Raw genomic sequence first — 15,469 nt, 5'->3', positions numbered from 1 at the left:
ACGCCGGGATGCCGCAGTAGCGCTTAGGCGTTTTGGGTGCGCGCAAGCTGCTTCGGCGTAGCCATCCGGCGGTAGATCAGATCGGCGTCCCGCGTGCCGGACGCCACCTCTGCGGCAGCCAAAAGGTCCGCGTGGAGTGGTGATTTCGAGCAGGCAGGGTCGGTGGCGGCGGCATCGCCCGCGAGCGCCATGGCTTGGCACCGGCATCCGCCGAAATCGACCGCCTTGCGCGCACAAGACCGGCAGGGTTCCTGCATCCATTCATCCCCGCGGAAGGAGTTGAAGGCCTCGCTGTGCGTCCAGATCTCCTTCAGCGGACGCTCGCGCACATTGTCGAATGTTAGCCACGGGATGGTCGGCGCCGCATGGCAGGGCAGAACCTGCCCGTCCGGGGCTACGTTCAAGCTGGTGCTTGCCCACCCGCCCATACAAGCTTTCGGATAAGTGGCGTAATAGTCGGCGGGAACATAGTCGATGACGAGCACGCCCTTCAGCCGCAGCCGCGCCGCATGAACCGTCTCTCCGGCCTTTTGGACCTGCTCGCGCGTTGGCATCAGCGCTGCTTTGTTCTTTTCCGCCCAGCCGTGAAACTGAACCGTCGCCACCTCCAGCCGGCGGGCACCGAGTTCGACAGCAAGATCGATCATCCGGTCCAGCGTCGGCAGGTTGTGCCGGTGCATGACGGCGTTGATGGTCAGCGGAAGGCCAAGCGCCACGGTCCATCCGGCAACCGCGATCTTCTTGTCGAAGCCGCCCCTGTAGCCGCCATAGAGGTCGGCTGTTTCGTGATCGATGCCCTGCAACGAAAGCTGCAGGTGGTCGAGGCCGTTTGCGGCAAGTTTTTCCAGTCGCGCCGCAGTGAGGCCAACGCCGGAGGTGATCAGGTTGGAGTAGAGTTCGGCCTCCGTCGAAGCGGCAACCAGTTCCTCCAGATCAGGCCGTGCCGCCGGCTCGCCGCCGGAAAGATGCAGATGCAGCACGCCCAGATCGGCGGCTTGCCGGAATACGTTCGTCCATTCCTGCGTGGAAAGCTCACCGGAGCGGCCTACCATATCGACCGGATTCGAGCAGTAAGGGCAGGCGAGGGGACAGCGATGCGTCAGTTCGGCAAGCATTGCCATCGGCACCTTGATGCGCGGGCCTGCCTGCGTGGTGGAAACCTGCGTCATGGAACATCGACCTCCAACATCCGGCGCTCCACCAGCGACGACAGGAACGTTCTGACATCCGCCGAAATCCTCTCCTTCGGCGCATTGTATTTGGCAGCCAGAATATCGACGATTTCGCTGAAGCTGCGTTCGCCATCGACCTCGGCGAGGATCGCAGCCGCCACCGCGTCGAGCTCAAGTGTGCGTTCTGGCGCAAGCAGCAACCATGTGTCGCGCGCTTGGTCGAAGCGGCTGCGCACTCCTTTCAAAAGACGTGGCCGAGCCGTTTCCGGAAACTCTGTGGTCATGCGCGCAATCCCTTTCCGGGGCGCCAGGCGCCGGGTGGGATGTGTCCTGGCTCCACATAGGCCGAATAAAGCGCGTCCAGCATGGCCCAAAGCACATCGGTCTTGAATGTCAGCGCCGCAGCGGCCGCCTCCTGCTTCTCTGCGGTGTTGGCATGATCGAGCACGTAAGTGAGCCCGAAGGCGACATCCTTCGGCGCCTCATCGAGCCTGTTGCGGAAATAGCTGATGCTGTCCTCGTTGGCGAAGTCGTAATGCTCAAGCAGTCCGGCGATACGCTTGGTGTGGATCTTGGGCGCGAAAAGCTCCGTCAGCGAAGAGGCGATAGCTTCGAGCAGGCTCCGCTCGCGGACGAAGCGGACATAGGACTCGACGGCAAAGCGCGTCGCCGGGAGCACGCCGCCGGCAGAGGCGACATAGTCCCGGTCGAGACCGACAGCGGCGGCAAGCTTCAGCCAACGCTCAATCCCGCCGGGGCGTTCAGCACTGCCATCATGGTCTTCAATGCGTGAGCGCCAGATACGCCGCAGCGTCGGATCCTCGCAGCGCGACAGAAGTGCTGCATCCTTCATCGGAATGCGGCTCTGATACATGTAGCGGTTGATCACCCACGCGCGCACCTGGTCGGGCGTGCACTGCCCGGAATGAAGCCGGTGATGGAAGGGGTGCTTATCATGATAGCGCTCCTCACCGATGCGGCGCAGGCGCGCCTCGAAGTCCTCGCGCGACAGTCTGACAGGCTGCTGTGTCACCAGCTCAACTCCATCTGATCGTAGCCGATTTCCCAGCCGGCTTCCTCGGCCGCCTTGCGCTCGGCTGAAGCGGGGTCGAGCACGGGATTGGTGTTGTTGATGTGGATGAAGACCTTCCGTCCCGCCCCGAGCCTGGCAAAGGCCTCGATCGAACCCAGCGGTCCGCTCATAGCCATATGCCCCATCCGGGCTCCCGTCTTGTCGCCGACGCCGGCACGCTGCATTTCATCGTCACGCCAGACGGTGCCGTCGAAGAAGACCAGCGGCGCGCCGGCGAGCCGCTCGGCCAACTGCCGGGTCATCCTGGCGCAGCCGGGGATGTAATAGGCTTTCGCATCGCCGTCGATTTCCACACCGACCGTCTGCTCGCCCTCGATATCCGTCTTTACTTCGCCGGTTTCAGCATAGAGCGGCACTTTCCCCGGCACGGCAAATAGCCGCGCCTTTACATTGGGAAGGAGTTCGAATTCCTCTTCCAGCCCGATGCATATCTGCTCGACGCAATCCGCATCGAGCGCGCGGAAGACAGGGTTGGCTGCGAGAATGTCGGCAATTTCGCGCGTAACGAAGAGCTTGAATGGCTGCTTCTCACGCAGGGTCAGCAGGCCTGCGATATGATCGAGGTCGCCATTCGTAATGAGGACGCTGGCAATCGGCGACGCACGCAAACCGGTCGGATGCAGTGCCGGCGTCAGATTGATCTGCTCACGAATATCCGGAGAGGCGTTCAACACAGCCCACCGTTTGCCGTCCGCCGACACCGCGAGGGAAGACTGAGTTCGCGGCAGAAAACCTTCGGCGTCTTCCCGGACGGCCCTGCAATTGCGGCAACCGCAATTCCATTGCGGAAAACCACCGCCCGCTGCCGCGCCCAGCACGACAGCGCGCATTGGTAACGTTCTCTTTTTAATTGTCGTGTGTCTGCCGCTTAGAACTGCGGATCGCCGTCATCGGCGGGGGCATAGCGGCAGATTTCCATGCCGCATTCATATTCCCGGATCGTCGGTGTGGACCACGTCATGAAGTCTCCTCCTGAATGTACCTCGCCTACGAGTTTTCATGAAACTCGGCCGATATTAGAGGCGCAGAACTGAGCAGGGTCAAGGATGGGAAGTTAGTACTTTGGTCCTGCCGGAACTCTGCCGCGCCATGGTCAGGCTGCTTCGAAAACGCCCGCCGTAGGAGGGGTTAAACCTAAAACTGCAGGTCACGCAGGTAAGGATTTGCCGCCGCCGAGGCGGCGAAATCCTCCGGCCGGATATCGGCGAAGAGGAGTGTATCGGACTTCTCGTCAGCCTCCGCAAGGAGGTTTCCATTGGGTGCTGCAATCGCGGAAAGGCCGGCATAGGAGAACAGTTCATCGGTGCCGCAATGGTTGACGTAGGCGACGAAGACCTGGTTCTCGAAGGCACGTACCGGGATCATCTTTCGGGCAATCAGTTCGGCGTGATCGCTTGCAGGCAACGCAGTCGGCACCGCGATGAGCTCTGCGCCGGCCTGCGCCAGCCGGCGGACATTCTCCGGAAACTCGACATCGTAGCAGATCAGGATGCCGATCCTGAGGCCACCATGCTCCACGATGCAGGCCGAGGGCCGTTCGGCGGCGAACAGGTTGCGCTCGTAATCGCCGTAGAGGTGCGACTTTCGGTAGATGACCGGCTCCTTCCGCCCATCGGCGAAAACTGCACTGTTATAGGTTGAGCCTTCCGCCGCCTCGGCAAAGCCTGCGAGGATGGCGACCCCCGCCTCAAGCGAGATCAGAGCAAGCCTTGCGACGACCTCGCCGCCCGGTGGCTCAGCCAGGTTGCGCATCTCGTCTCCGGCGCCGTAACCCGGCACTGCGAGCTCAGGCGCAACCAGCAGTTCCGCACCATCCGCTGAGGCTTCACGGGCAGCTTTCTCGATGCGGGCGAGATTTGCCGCCTGATCGCCCCCGGCTGCCTTCATCTGGAACGCGGCGATACGCATCAGCTCTGGTCCGAAGCCATGGCCCCGAGCAGCCGTGGCAGGTCGCCGAAGCGGGCGATCAGCGCGAAAACGACGGCCGCGATCACCACGAAGAACACCGAGACCGAGGCCATCGTCGGAGTGTAGCCGTAGCGCAGCGCGTTGAAGATCTTTATCGGCAGCGTCTCCATGGTGAAGCCGACGGTCATGTAGGCGACGATATACTCGTTGAGTGACAGCACGAAGGCGAAGGCATAGCCGGAGACGAGATAGGGCAGGATCAGCGGCAGGACTACGGTGCGCAGCACGAGGCGATCATCTGCACCCATGGTCGCGGCAGCCTCGACCAATGAGCGGTCGATCGAGGAGAAACCGAGCGAAAGCGTGACCAGGGGCAGCGTCACGAAGAAGATCGCGTGGCTGATCACCGCCGTCCACGACTGGCCATAGAAGCCGACCGTCGCCCAGAAGGTGAGCAGGCCGAGTGCGGTGATGACCGGCGGCAAGATGAATGGCGCGACACCGAGCAGGCGGAACGCATTTGCCCATGGCGCTATGCGCCGCCATAGGAACCAGACGAGCGGCAGCGCGATCAAAACCGCAAGCGCGGCCGAGAGCGCGGCAAGCAGGATGGACGCGACGAGCGCGGCACGCCAGCCTGAATCGGTGAAGATCTGCCCATACCAGGCCATGGAAAAGCCTTCGGGCGGGAAGGTCAGTGACTGCTTCTCGTTGATCGAGACGCCAGCAACGACGATTAGCGGCCCCGCCAGAAAGAGCGCGACGACAGCAAAGCCGATTCTGCGCATGAATGCATCGATCATGCGGTAGCCTCCCTACGCCCGCCCGCAAGCAGTGTCAGCCCCACCAGCGCCAGCGAGATCAGAACCAGGAACACAGCCATTGCCGCAGCAAAGGGCATGTTGGACTGGTAGATCGCCTGGTCGGTGATGAGCACCGACAGCGTCCAGTGCTGCGGCCGCCCGAGGATCTGCGGCAGCAAGTAGGAGCCGAGAGCGAAGACGAAGACCATGATCAGCGTGGCGATGATCGTGTTCCTGAGCGTCGGCACGATGATATTGATAAAGCCGCGCAGGGGGGAGGCGCCCAGCGTACGCGCAGCCTCCAGAAGCGTCGTGTCGAGCCGGACGAGGGCCGGGTAGAGCATTAGGATGGTGTACGGCAGCGCCTGGTAGACCATGCCAGTCAGTACCGCTCCAAAGCCAGGCAGCAGGGCCTGCGGCTCCGACATCAGCCCTGCGGCCACGAGCAGATTGGTGATGCCGGCCGTGCGCGAAAGGAGCGTCGACCAGGCAAAGCCGATGATGACTTCGGAGAGCGAGAGGACCGACAGCAGGCAGACGAGCCACACAATTTGCACGCGCCGTGAGGTCTTGGTCAGAAGATAGGTGAACGGGAAGGCAATCCCCACGCAAATGACGGCGACCATGATAGCGAGCGCCAGCGAAAAGCCGAGTACTCCGCCGAAGAAGGCGCTCAGGAAACGCCCGTAGTTGTCGATTACGAAATCGGGCGTGTAGAAGCCGCCTTGCTGCCGCCGAAAGAAACTGACAGCGATCATGGTGGAGAACGGGACCACGAAGAAGACGATCAGCATGATGGCTGGGAAGGCCAGCGGCGCGTAGTCGGCAATCGTTCGGGGCGGTTCGCGTCTCATTGCTGGAGCACCACGCAGCTTTCCGCTGGCAGCGTTACTCCTACCTCGGCACCTGCCTCCACATTGCTGCGCTCGCGAGGCGTTGTCACGGCGACGATTATCGTACCGCCCGCCTCCACGAAGGTTTCGATGGTGCCGCCGAGATCGCGAATGAAGGTGACCCTGCCACGAATGGCGCCGTTTGTGTTTTCCGTCAGATGCACGTTCTCGGGGCGGATGGAGACAAGGCCCTTGGCCATCCCTTCGGGCAGGGAGAGGCCAGCGATGGGCTGCCCCAGGAAAACGGCACGACCGACGCTGTCCGCTTCCACCTCAAGCAGGTTGGTCGAGCCGATGAAGTCGGCAACGAAAGCATCTGCCGGTTTGCGGTAGATCTCCATTGGAGACGCCGCTTGCCTGATGCGCCCTTCGCCCATCACCACCACGAGGTCGGCCATGGTCATGGCCTCGCGCTGGTCATGTGTCACCACGATTGTGGTGATGCCGAGCTTTTGCTGGAGCTGGCGCAGCTCCACCTGCATCGCTTCGCGCAGCTTGGCGTCGAGGGCGGAGAGCGGCTCGTCGAGCAGGAAGAGACGCGGCGAGAGGGCAAGTGCACGGGCAATCGCCACGCGCTGGCGCTGTCCGCCGGAAAGCTTGGACACGGGGCGGGCGGCATAGTCTGGCAGATGGACGAGGGCAAGAAGCTCTTCGACGCGCTTTCTCCGCTTGTCCTTGTCGATGCCGCGGATGCGCAGCGGATAGGCGATGTTCTCTCCCACTGTCAGGTGCGGAAAGAGCGCCAGCGACTGGAACACCATGCCGAAATTGCGCTTGTGCGTGGGTACCGGCGTCAAGTCCTCGTCGTCCAGCACAACAGAGCCGGCCGATGGCTCCTCCAGTCCGGCGATCATGCGCAGGAGCGTGGTCTTGCCACAGCCCGAAGGGCCGAGCATGCAGACGAAGGTGCCGTGCGGCACGGTGAGTTCGACATCGTCGACCGCGGTGAAATTGCCGAAGCGCTTCGACAGGTCCTTCAAATGCAATCCCGACATAAGCAAGTCCCACCGTGATGGCCGTTCCGCTGCCGCTTCCAAATTAGCGCGGCGCCAGCCAGGAGGTATTATTCCGGACGGAAGCACATGCGCCCGGCCCGTTCGCATCAACTCCTACTGAATCCGTCGGTCATCGGCCCTCCCGAAAAATGGCCGATCGAGTCACCCGACGATCATCTCCGTCCACTTCTGGTTCAGCCAGTCGGATTTGCTGGTGTAGAGGTCGTAGCGCGGGATGATCGGGTCGATATCCGACGATACAGCCGCGAATTCCTCGTCGGTGAGGTCGAGCTTGTCGCGCTCCAGCGTGGGAGCCGTGCCGACCTTGCGCGACATGAGGCTCTGGATCTCGGGCTGGCTCATGTAGTCGATGAAAACATGTGCCTCCTCGACCTTGTCGGACGCCCGCGACAACACCCAGTTGCCGGAATCCTGGATGCCGCCTTCTTTCGGGAACGTGGAGCGCACCGGGAAGCCATCGGCAGCGGCAAGACCTGTGACGTCATGATAGTACTGACCCATCGGGATCTCACCCGACTTCAGCGCCTGCTCGAACTGCGCTTCGTCGCGATACCATAGCCGCACGTTCGGCTTGACCTCGGCAAGCTTTTCGAATGCTTCGAGCTGGCCCTCTTCGGTATCGAGCGCATCTGTTCCGCCCATGAATGTCTTGGCGGTCACCTCAAGCAGGAAGGAGTTGGACACCAGCGCCAAAAGGCCGAGCTTGTCCTCGTTCGCAGGATCCCAGAGAACTGCCCAAGAGTCCGGCGCCTCGGGATAGACATCGGTGTTGGTGACCAGCGTGATATACCAGGCAACGGCGCCAATGCCGGCGACGCGGCCATCTGGATATTTCGCGATAAAGTGCTCAAGCAGGTCGTCGTAGTTCCCGATCTTGGTGGGGTCGAGTGGGGTCCACAGCTCGGTTTCCTGGCCCTTCAGCGTCGATGTCTGGGACATCATCGAAAGATCGGCCGGCGCCTGCCCGGCGCGGGCCGCCTGCTCGAGCTGCACCAGCCAGGCCTCGCCGGTCGGTTCAGCGACCGACTCCACCTCAATGCCTGACGCCTTTGTGAACTCCGGGAAGATGTTTTCGTCGAAGGAATCCTTGAAATAACCCCCGTAGACGCCGACCTTCAGCGACCGGTCCTGTGCGCGCAGAATGGAGGGCATTGCAAGCATGCCCGCGCCAGCCGCGCCCGCGGCCAATATCTTACGTCGGCTGATCGCTGTCTTGTGAAGTTCCTTCATCTTCGTTCTCCTGTAGAGGCCTTTTCGGCCTGGTTCCCTGACTTTTATTATAGCACCTATCAGCCTCAGCCTGACTTGCCGGCTATGGCGGGGCTGAACACCATCAGGCTGAGAATCTCGAACAGAACTTGCGCGCCGGCGTGGGCGGTATTGGCTGTTGAATCGTATTGCGGCGCGACCTCGACGACGTCGCCGCCGACCAAATTTACGCCCTTAAGGCCGCGCATGAGTTCCAGCACCTCGCGCGTGGTAAGCCCACCCACTTCCGGTGTACCGGTACCCGGCGCGAAGGCCGGATCGAGGCTGTCGATATCGAAGGAGAGATAGGTTGGGCCATCGCCGACTATCTCCTTTGTCTTCTCGATAATCGCCGGAATCCCCATCGACGAGATCTCCTCGGCATGAATTACCGTCATGCCCGATTCATAGGAGAACTCCCACAGATATTCGGCCGCACCGCGGATGCCGATCTGGATCGTGCGGGTCGGATCGAGCACGCCGTCGAGCACGGCATTGCGGAACGGCCCTCCGTGATGGAACTTGGTCTGGTCGAAGGCGCCGCCGGTGTCGCAGTGCGCATCAATATGGATCATCCCGACCGGTCGCTTGCCGCCGACCGCCTTCAAGATCGGGTGGGTGATCGAATGATCCCCGCCGACCGAGAGCGGCACGACGCCCGCATCGATCATCCTGCTCACGTAGCGCTCGATATCGTCATGGCATTGCTCCAGCCGGTAGCGGCTGGCGAAAGGCACGTCGCCGATATCCGCCACGCGCAGGTCGAAAACGGGAGCACAGTCGAGCACGTGGTTGTAGGGCCCGATGCGCTCGATCGTGCGCATTGCGCGAGGTCCGAAGCGGGAGCCCGGCCGATTGGTCACGCCGAGATCCATGGGAATACCGAGGAGAGCAACCTGAAGATCGCCGAAATCGGGATTGGTGGTGTCGACCTGACGGTAAGGCGCCGTCAGGAAAGTGGGGACGCCGGCATAGGGTGCGAGGCGGGTGCCTGTCTCAGAGAAGATCTTATCGGCGACGCGGCGGAAGCGTGGATCGAACAGTTCTCCGCCATGGCCTTCGCCATATTTCTTCCTGAGCGCTTCGAGCTTCTCGTGATGCCAGGCCATCAGCCCGCTCCTTGCTGCCTTGACCGGCAGGTGAGCGCCGCCCAGGGCAGGGCTCACGCGTTCGGTCAGGAATCCTTCAAGATCATTGAATGCTGATACAGCAGAATTGAAAATGCAATTGATAATGTTATAGGCTTTTATGTGAGAAAAACTAACAACAGTACGAATCGATGACCAGACGCCTGCCTCCGCTCAATCCCCTGCGCGCTTTCGAGGCGGCGGCGCGGCACGGCTCGCTGACGAAGGCGGCAGGCGAGTTGCACGTGACACACGGTGCAGTGAGCCATCAGATCCGGGCGCTGGAAGTCTCGCTTGACGTCAAATTGTTCGAGCGGGCGGGGCAGCGCCTGAAGCTGACGGCGCACGGGGCGGAACTGCTACCGGCGGTTTCCTCTGCCTTCGAGGAAATAGCGGCCGCGACGGCGCGTATGACGCGGCCGACCACTGCCGGCACGCTATCGCTCACTTGCGTCCCGGCACTGCTGTCGTTCTGGCTCATACCGCGCATCGGCAGCTTCATAGCTCGATATCCGGATATCCGACTGACGCTCGATGCTTCGAACGATCCAGCCAACATCTTTTCACCCGACGTCGATGTCGCCATCGTCTATGGCAACGGAAGCTGGACCGATTGCTGGGTGAAACTGTGGACCTCGCTCGACCTCTTCCCCGTCGTCAGCCCGACGCTGATCAACAACCGCCCGATCCGCACCATCCGCGACATGAGCAATCATGTCATGCTGCACGCCGATGACGGGCGGGAGTGGCATACCTGGCTCGCCGCCGCCGATGCGCTGGACCTCAAGCCCAGTCAGCAGCTTTTCCTGTCCGACGCCCGCCTGGGGATCGAGGCGGCAGTGCACGGTCACGGGGTCGCGCTTGGGGACACGATGACGGCGGCGAATCTGCTGGCGAAGGGACAGCTCGTCGCCCCTTTCAACCTGGCAGTGCCGGCGGTCGATGCCTTCTATGTCGCCTGTCGGAAAGATCTCAGGGCTGCGCCCATTGTCAACGTGTTCATCGATTGGCTGTTCGACGCGCTGCAGGAGGACAACGCCCGGGCGGAGCCGCAGGCTTCCGCCCGGCGCACTATTCGTCCCGTGGCGGGCAAGCCAGCCGGATCGGCGCGCATCCCGCAGCCGGCGCCGCAGCGTCCCGCAAAGCTCAAATCGGTAAGGAAATAGGCAATCGCGCCCTGCCAATCCCCAATTCGTGCGATGGGCCGACGCCGCCCTCAGACGACCCGCACCTCAAGATCACCGATACCTTCAATATGGCCCTTCAGTACGTCGCCGCGCTCGACCGCGCCAACACCCGCGGGCGTTCCGGAAAGGATGATGTCGCCCGGAGCGAGTGTGAATAGGCCGGACAGATAGCTGATCATCTCAGGCACCTTCCAGATCATCTGGTTAAGGTCGCCCGTTTGCCTGCGATCACCGTTGAGGTCGAGCCAGATAGCCCCCTCGCTGGGGTGGCCGGCCGTGGCAGCCGGCACCAGAGCGGTGCACGGAGCCGAGGACTCGAAGGCCTTTCCGACCTCCCACGGGCGGCCCATGTCTTTCGCTTTTCCCTGCAGATCACGCCGCGTCATGTCGAGTGCGACGCCATAGCCGTAAACGCAGTCCAGCGCCCTTTCGACGGGAATATCCCTGCCGCCGTTCTTCAGGGCCACCATCATTTCGATTTCGTAATGAACGTCGTTCGATGCCGGAGGATAAGGAAAGGCTCCGCTCGTATCGAGGTTGTCGGGGTTCTTCTGAAAGAAGAAGGGCGGCTCCTTGTCGGGGTCGTGACCCATTTCCACTGCGTGCGCGGCATAGTTGCGTCCGACGCAATAGACGCGGTGCACCGGGAAGAGCTTCTCGGAACCCGCCACGGGAATAGCCGGGATGGCCGTGGGCTCGATGACGAAGGTTGCCGCACCCTGAATATTCATTGTCTTGCTCCTGCGTAATATTCGACTTTGCCTTCGATCCGCTCGATAAGCTCCGCAATCAGCATCGCAAAGGCGAAAAGGATGATGGTAAGGGCCCAGAATTCCGCCATGCGGAAGTTGCGCGAGAAGGTCTCGAAGAGGGCGCCATAGCCGACGATGGCGACGAGCAATTGGCCGATGACGACGCCCTTGACGCCGCGGATGAGACCGAGCCGGATGCCGGCGAGGATTTCGGGGAGGGCGGCCCAAAGGATGATTTTGGCGTAAAGCGCGGGCTTCGTCGCCCCATAAGACCGCGCCATCTCGATGAGCGAGGGCGAGACGTGGCGCACGCCGGCGCGGGTGTCCAGAACGATGATCCAGACGGCGAAAAGAAACACCGCCGCAATGATCGTTCTCTCCCCGAACCCGAACAGGATCATCAGCACCGGAACGAGCGCCGAGAGCGGCGCGCTGGCGAAGATGTTGACCCACATGCCCAGAAGATCATCGGCGATCTTTATCCGCCCCATGAGAATTCCCAGCGGAATACCGAGTGCGATCGCTAGGGCAATGCCGATGGTGAAGGCGCGTAGCGTCGTCACCGTGGCATCCTGCCAAGAGGGGGATTGCACGAGCTGGAAGGCGGCAGCGAGGACATCACTGAAGGGCGGGAGCAGGAAGACGAGGTCTAACCGGCCGACGATCTCCCACGCAACGCACCAGACGAGAAGCGACGCCATCATCGGAATGCGGTAGCCGAACAGTGTCACGAGCGATCACTCCACATATTGCTTCAGCCCTTGCCATATCTCCTCGACGGTATCGAGATAATGCTTGTCGCGGTGGATGCGGTCCGGGTCGCCCGAACGGTCGATGTCCGGCTCGATAACCTGGGACACCCGGCCGGGCCGCGGCGACAGGAGCACGATGCGGTCGGAGATATAGACAGCCTCCTCAATGGAGTGCGTGACGAAGATGAAGGTTTTATTCTGCGCACTCCGCAATCGGATCAGGTCCTCCTGGAATTTCCGCCGGTTCTGTTCATCGACGGCAGAAAAAGGTTCGTCGAGAAGCAGGACCTCGGCATCCACGGACAACGCCCGGGCAAGCCCCACGCGCTGGCGCATGCCGCCGGAAAGTTCGTGCGGATATTTGTCCTCGAAGCCTGAAAGTCCGACCTGAGCGATGTAGCGACGTGCGATCTCGTCGCGCTCGGCCTTGCCCGTTCCGCGCAGCTCCAGGCCGAAGGCCACGTTGCGCAACACCGTCGCCCAGGGCATCAGGGCAAAATCCTGGAACACGAAGGCGCGCTCCGGCCCCGGGCCACTGACACGTTTTCCGTCGACCGTGACGGAGCCTGCGCTGGCGCCTATCAGGCCCGCGATGATCTTCAGGAGCGTGGTCTTGCCGCAGCCGCTCGGCCCCAGAAGACTTGTCAGCTTGCCGCGCGGAAAGTCGAGGTTGATGTCGCGCAGCGCCTCGACATTTCCGTAGGACTTGCAGATTCCCTTCACCTCGACGATCGCCTCCAACGAGGTGTGGATCGCGGATGGTTTTTCTCGCACTGCTGTGACGGCCATCTCAGGTTCCCCTTTTCTCTGGCCGGAAGACGCGCACTTCGATCCACTGCAGGAAGACGAGCGTGAGGGTCGAGAGGGCGATGATGGAGGCTATGGTTGCGTACATCTCAGCATAGTCCGCACGTGACCGGTGGAAAGTGATGAGATCACCGATCCCCGTCGGCGTAATCAGAAGCTCGGCCAGCACGACGCCGACAAAGCCGGCAGCGACGCCGAGGCGAAGACCAGCGAAGATAACGGGGCTTGCGTCGGGAAGAACGATTCTGGTGATGGTCTGCCAGCGCGTGCCGAGGAAGGAACGGCACATTACGAGAAGCGACTCGTTGACGTTTCGCACCGCCTTGTACGTGTTAAGCACGATCACCGGCAGGGCCAGGATCATCACCGCGATGGTCTTCGCGGTCATGCCGATGCCGTAGACGAAGGTGACAAGCGGAATGAAAGCGGCAACAGGGGCAGCCTGAAGCACGATGAAGACGGGGATCAAGAGCCATTCTCCGGTGCGCGACAGGCCGCAGACGATCCCGATGCCGACGCCGAGAAAGGCCGACAACAGGATCCCCAGCACCAGTGGCTGCAGCGTCGAAAGATAGGCTGTCGGCATACTTCCATCCGCGATCAGCCCAAAGAACGCGGCGATCGTATCGGAAAAGGTGGGGAAGGCGAAGCTGACGGGAATCCGTCCGGCAATCTCCCAGATCCCCGCGAAGAGAGCGATCGATACGAGGCGGAGGATGATCGGCCGATCCCTCAGCCTTCCCGCCGTGTCGCTGCTGACAGGGAGAGCAAGGTGGGTTGCCTCGCTCTCCGCTCTGATATTTGTCGCCATCGGCTCGGGCAACCTAGTTCGTGCCGAGCTTTGCAAGGGCGCGATCGAGCGGCCGGAGGTCCCAGAAGTCCTCGACCTCCAGCGATGCCGGATCGCCCTCGATCTGTCCGGCGAGCGCGAAGAACTCGAAATCGTCGGCGGCCGCCTCGGCACCCCCGCCATTGACTGCCAGCGCGCCGGCCTCGGCGGTCTCTCTGTAGTATTCCTCGATCTCCGTATCCGCCTCTGCGCCCAGATCCGGCAGCAGCTTATAGGTGTTGCGGAATTCCACTGCGACGGCCGGATTCTCCGTAATCTCACGCCCGGTCTTGAGCAGTTCCTCGACCAGAATGTCCACATCGGCCGCGTTGTTCTCCAGGTAATCGACGGTAGCGAATACGGCCTCGTCAGTGGCCCCGAGATCCTCCACTGGCAGAACGACAAATTTCCCGGGCGCCTCGGCTTCGAGCGCACGCCGGTTGGCTGCGTCGACGATCGAGGCCTTCACCGTGCCCTGGAGAAGCGCGCCACGCCGCACTTCCGAGCCGGGAACGTAGCTGATATTGCCATAGGTGATGCCGTGGTTCTTGGCCATCAGGAGCATGACGGCTTCGGTGCCCGAGCCGCGAGCATGAACGGCGATCTCCTGTCCGTCGAGATCCTCCCAGCCCTTGTAGAACTCGCTGTTGACGACGGGAAAGAACCGCAATGTCGAGATTTGTGCGAAGATGCGGATCGGCACGCCCACCTTTTGGATCAGCGTATAGGGTGCGCCGATGCCCACATCTGCTTGACCACCGACAATCGCCTGCGCCGCAAGGTCTTCATCGTTGAGGATGATCAGCTCGACATTCACTCCGCGCTCCTTGGTGCGCTCGATGGCGGCGAGCGTCTGGATCGACTCGATGCCGGGCAGATCACCGAAGGCAATCCTCATGTCGCCGGCCTCCGCGGCGCCTAGTGGCAAGGCGCTCCCGATCGCCGCAGCCAGGACGGCAGCAAACATTGCGCGTCTCGTGGACATTTGTCGTCTCCTCCCTTGGTCTTGTAACCAATAATCATAATGGTTAAAGAAAGAAGCCAGATTGGTCAAGCGAATTGGAGGCCAACCGAGGTGGTCCAACGGACGTATTGGTCGATTGACGGGCGGCTGCAATCGCTTTAACAGCAACAGCCAGGAATCAACGGCGAATTGGTTAAACCAATGGAGAATCTGGCAAACGGCGGTCACGCCGCATTGGTGCAGCTTCAAGCTTATCTCGCGCAGATGGATCTTTCCGGCGAGACGCGCCTCCCGCCCGAGCGGGAGCTCTGCGAGAGCCTGGGCGTGTCGCGTGGCGACCTGCGCAAGGCGCTGGCGATACTCGAAAGGGACGGCCGCATCTGGCGCCATGTCGGCAAGGGAACCTTCGTCGGCAGCGGCCCGATCGAGGAGACGATCGGCATTTCCGAGATCGCCGGCCGCACCAGCCCTGCCGACGTGATGCGGGCTCGGCTGATCATCGAGCCTGAGATCTCACGCGAGGCAGCGTTGCACGCCACCCTCGACGATATCGTCGCCATGCGCCAGTCGATGGCGCAGACGCGAGTCGCGGAGACCTGGCGGCAATACGAGAATATCGACAACTTGCTTCACCGGCAGATCGCGCAAGCGAGCCGGAACAACGTCTTACTCGGCCTTTTCGACGTGCTCAACGCGGTGCGTCGCACGGTGGTGTGGGGCCGCCTGCGCTCCGACGGCACCCGCCCGCCGGCAGACCATCACAGCTTCACAGACCATGAGCGGATCGTCGATGCCATAGCCGAGCGCGACCTTGCCGGCGCCGCCGCGGCCATGCGCCTGCATCTGCAACAGGTCGGCCGCCGCCTTATCCCGCTTCATGAAGCAGCCGAATAGCCTCAGCATTGCTTGGGCGATCCG

18 protein-coding genes are annotated in these 15,469 nt (G+C 62.0%); 2 read left to right on the top strand and 16 right to left on the bottom strand.

Features of this window, described 5'->3' with window-relative positions; translation table 11 throughout:
* Window positions 1-23 precede the first annotated feature (23 nt).
* The 11 genes from pqqE to speB form a co-directional block, all read right to left on the bottom strand.
* Window positions 24-1,169, bottom strand: coding sequence for a pyrroloquinoline quinone biosynthesis protein PqqE (gene pqqE, locus N5A92_RS04375; RefSeq protein ID WP_260900640.1), 1,146 nt, complete (start codon window positions 1,167-1,169; stop codon window positions 24-26).
* On the bottom strand, window positions 1,166-1,456 hold the full coding sequence (gene pqqD, locus N5A92_RS04370) for a pyrroloquinoline quinone biosynthesis peptide chaperone PqqD (RefSeq protein WP_260900639.1): 291 nt from the start codon (window positions 1,454-1,456) through the stop codon (window positions 1,166-1,168). Before pqqD ends, pqqE begins: the two co-directional genes overlap by 4 nt.
* The gene (pqqC, locus tag N5A92_RS04365) at window positions 1,453-2,205 is read right to left on the bottom strand and encodes a pyrroloquinoline-quinone synthase PqqC (RefSeq protein ID WP_260900638.1); all 753 of its coding nucleotides are present in this window, start codon (window positions 2,203-2,205) and stop codon (window positions 1,453-1,455) included. Before pqqC ends, pqqD begins: the two co-directional genes overlap by 4 nt.
* Window positions 2,202-3,095 (bottom strand): pyrroloquinoline quinone biosynthesis protein PqqB, encoded by an 894-nt coding sequence (gene pqqB, locus N5A92_RS04360; protein WP_260900637.1) that lies wholly within the window; start codon window positions 3,093-3,095, stop codon window positions 2,202-2,204. The genes pqqC and pqqB overlap by 4 nt, the downstream gene beginning before the upstream one ends.
* A gap of 38 nt (window positions 3,096-3,133) precedes the next feature.
* Window positions 3,134-3,226 carry a pyrroloquinoline quinone precursor peptide PqqA gene (gene pqqA, locus N5A92_RS04355; RefSeq protein ID WP_159586844.1) on the bottom strand — a complete coding sequence of 31 codons (93 nt, stop codon included), beginning with the start codon at window positions 3,224-3,226 and terminating at the stop codon, window positions 3,134-3,136.
* Between the two features lie 173 nt (window positions 3,227-3,399).
* Window positions 3,400-4,173, bottom strand: a complete 774-nt coding sequence (locus N5A92_RS04350; RefSeq protein ID WP_260900636.1) for a carbon-nitrogen hydrolase family protein — start codon at window positions 4,171-4,173, stop codon at window positions 3,400-3,402.
* Complete coding sequence (locus N5A92_RS04345; RefSeq protein WP_260900634.1) at window positions 4,173-4,976, bottom strand: ABC transporter permease; 804 nt, start codon at window positions 4,974-4,976, stop codon at window positions 4,173-4,175. The genes N5A92_RS04350 and N5A92_RS04345 overlap by 1 nt, the downstream gene beginning before the upstream one ends.
* Window positions 4,973-5,830 carry an ABC transporter permease gene (locus N5A92_RS04340; RefSeq protein ID WP_260900633.1) on the bottom strand — a complete coding sequence of 286 codons (858 nt, stop codon included), beginning with the start codon at window positions 5,828-5,830 and terminating at the stop codon, window positions 4,973-4,975. Before N5A92_RS04340 ends, N5A92_RS04345 begins: the two co-directional genes overlap by 4 nt.
* Window positions 5,827-6,864 carry an ABC transporter ATP-binding protein gene (locus tag N5A92_RS04335; protein ID WP_260900632.1) on the bottom strand — a complete coding sequence of 346 codons (1,038 nt, stop codon included), beginning with the start codon at window positions 6,862-6,864 and terminating at the stop codon, window positions 5,827-5,829. Before N5A92_RS04335 ends, N5A92_RS04340 begins: the two co-directional genes overlap by 4 nt.
* 162 nt (window positions 6,865-7,026) lie before the next feature.
* Window positions 7,027-8,115 carry an ABC transporter substrate-binding protein gene (locus N5A92_RS04330; RefSeq protein ID WP_260900631.1) on the bottom strand — a complete coding sequence of 363 codons (1,089 nt, stop codon included), beginning with the start codon at window positions 8,113-8,115 and terminating at the stop codon, window positions 7,027-7,029.
* A gap of 65 nt (window positions 8,116-8,180) precedes the next feature.
* A complete protein-coding gene (speB, locus tag N5A92_RS04325; RefSeq protein ID WP_260900630.1) occupies window positions 8,181-9,242 on the bottom strand; it encodes an agmatinase in 1,062 nt (353 codons plus the stop codon).
* Between the two features lie 170 nt (window positions 9,243-9,412).
* Here speB and gcvA point away from each other — a divergent pair, with 170 nt between their 5' ends.
* On the top strand, window positions 9,413-10,426 hold the full coding sequence (gene gcvA, locus N5A92_RS04320; RefSeq protein ID WP_260900629.1) for a transcriptional regulator GcvA: 1,014 nt from the start codon (window positions 9,413-9,415) through the stop codon (window positions 10,424-10,426).
* Between the two features lie 50 nt (window positions 10,427-10,476).
* Here the strand turns inward: gcvA and N5A92_RS04315 are convergent, their stop codons facing one another.
* Genes N5A92_RS04315 through N5A92_RS04295 form a run of 5 tightly spaced genes read right to left on the bottom strand, consistent with a single transcriptional unit; the run spans window position 10,477 to window position 14,572 of the window.
* The gene (locus N5A92_RS04315; RefSeq protein ID WP_260900628.1) at window positions 10,477-11,178 is read right to left on the bottom strand and encodes a fumarylacetoacetate hydrolase family protein; all 702 of its coding nucleotides are present in this window, start codon (window positions 11,176-11,178) and stop codon (window positions 10,477-10,479) included.
* Window positions 11,175-11,930, bottom strand: coding sequence for an ABC transporter permease (locus N5A92_RS04310; protein WP_260900627.1), 756 nt, complete (start codon window positions 11,928-11,930; stop codon window positions 11,175-11,177). Before N5A92_RS04310 ends, N5A92_RS04315 begins: the two co-directional genes overlap by 4 nt.
* A gap of 6 nt (window positions 11,931-11,936) precedes the next feature.
* On the bottom strand, window positions 11,937-12,740 hold the full coding sequence (locus N5A92_RS04305) for an ABC transporter ATP-binding protein (protein WP_260900626.1): 804 nt from the start codon (window positions 12,738-12,740) through the stop codon (window positions 11,937-11,939).
* Window position 12,741: 1 nt separating this feature from the next.
* Window positions 12,742-13,569: an ABC transporter permease gene (locus N5A92_RS04300; protein WP_260900625.1), complete on the bottom strand. Its 828-nt coding sequence runs from the start codon at window positions 13,567-13,569 to the stop codon at window positions 12,742-12,744.
* Window positions 13,570-13,582: 13 nt separating this feature from the next.
* Window positions 13,583-14,572: an ABC transporter substrate-binding protein gene (locus tag N5A92_RS04295; RefSeq protein WP_260900624.1), complete on the bottom strand. Its 990-nt coding sequence runs from the start codon at window positions 14,570-14,572 to the stop codon at window positions 13,583-13,585.
* A gap of 180 nt (window positions 14,573-14,752) precedes the next feature.
* Here N5A92_RS04295 and N5A92_RS04290 point away from each other — a divergent pair, with 180 nt between their 5' ends.
* Window positions 14,753-15,445, top strand: a complete 693-nt coding sequence (locus tag N5A92_RS04290; RefSeq protein ID WP_260900623.1) for a FadR/GntR family transcriptional regulator — start codon at window positions 14,753-14,755, stop codon at window positions 15,443-15,445.
* Window positions 15,446-15,469 lie beyond the last annotated feature (24 nt).

Origin of the sequence: Chelativorans salis (assembly GCF_025336525.1) — a bacterium.
In the GTDB taxonomy this organism is placed as follows: Bacteria; Pseudomonadota; Alphaproteobacteria; order Rhizobiales; family Rhizobiaceae; genus Chelativorans; species Chelativorans salis.
This window is presented reverse-complemented; position numbering and strand designations above follow the sequence as displayed.

Excerpts from the sequence above, each read along its gene's own strand:
- pqqE (WP_260900640.1), bottom strand. The coding sequence starts at position 1,169 with ATGACGCAGGTTTCCACCACGCAGGCAGGCCCGCGCATCAAGGTGCCG.
- pqqD (WP_260900639.1), bottom strand. The coding sequence starts at position 1,456 with ATGACCACAGAGTTTCCGGAAACGGCTCGGCCACGTCTTTTGAAAGGA.
- pqqB (WP_260900637.1), bottom strand. The coding sequence starts at position 3,095 with ATGCGCGCTGTCGTGCTGGGCGCGGCAGCGGGCGGTGGTTTTCCGCAA.
- pqqA (WP_159586844.1), bottom strand. The coding sequence starts at position 3,226 with ATGACGTGGTCCACACCGACGATCCGGGAATATGAATGCGGCATGGAA.
- N5A92_RS04350 (WP_260900636.1), bottom strand. The coding sequence starts at position 4,173 with ATGCGTATCGCCGCGTTCCAGATGAAGGCAGCCGGGGGCGATCAGGCG.
- N5A92_RS04345 (WP_260900634.1), bottom strand. The coding sequence starts at position 4,976 with ATGATCGATGCATTCATGCGCAGAATCGGCTTTGCTGTCGTCGCGCTC.
- N5A92_RS04340 (WP_260900633.1), bottom strand. The coding sequence starts at position 5,830 with ATGAGACGCGAACCGCCCCGAACGATTGCCGACTACGCGCCGCTGGCC.
- N5A92_RS04335 (WP_260900632.1), bottom strand. The coding sequence starts at position 6,864 with ATGTCGGGATTGCATTTGAAGGACCTGTCGAAGCGCTTCGGCAATTTC.
- N5A92_RS04330 (WP_260900631.1), bottom strand. The coding sequence starts at position 8,115 with ATGAAGGAACTTCACAAGACAGCGATCAGCCGACGTAAGATATTGGCC.
- speB (WP_260900630.1), bottom strand. The coding sequence starts at position 9,242 with ATGGCCTGGCATCACGAGAAGCTCGAAGCGCTCAGGAAGAAATATGGC.
- gcvA (WP_260900629.1), top strand. The coding sequence starts at position 9,413 with ATGACCAGACGCCTGCCTCCGCTCAATCCCCTGCGCGCTTTCGAGGCG.
- N5A92_RS04315 (WP_260900628.1), bottom strand. The coding sequence starts at position 11,178 with ATGAATATTCAGGGTGCGGCAACCTTCGTCATCGAGCCCACGGCCATC.
- N5A92_RS04305 (WP_260900626.1), bottom strand. The coding sequence starts at position 12,740 with ATGGCCGTCACAGCAGTGCGAGAAAAACCATCCGCGATCCACACCTCG.
- N5A92_RS04300 (WP_260900625.1), bottom strand. The coding sequence starts at position 13,569 with ATGGCGACAAATATCAGAGCGGAGAGCGAGGCAACCCACCTTGCTCTC.
- N5A92_RS04295 (WP_260900624.1), bottom strand. The coding sequence starts at position 14,572 with ATGTCCACGAGACGCGCAATGTTTGCTGCCGTCCTGGCTGCGGCGATC.
- N5A92_RS04290 (WP_260900623.1), top strand. The coding sequence starts at position 14,753 with ATGGAGAATCTGGCAAACGGCGGTCACGCCGCATTGGTGCAGCTTCAA.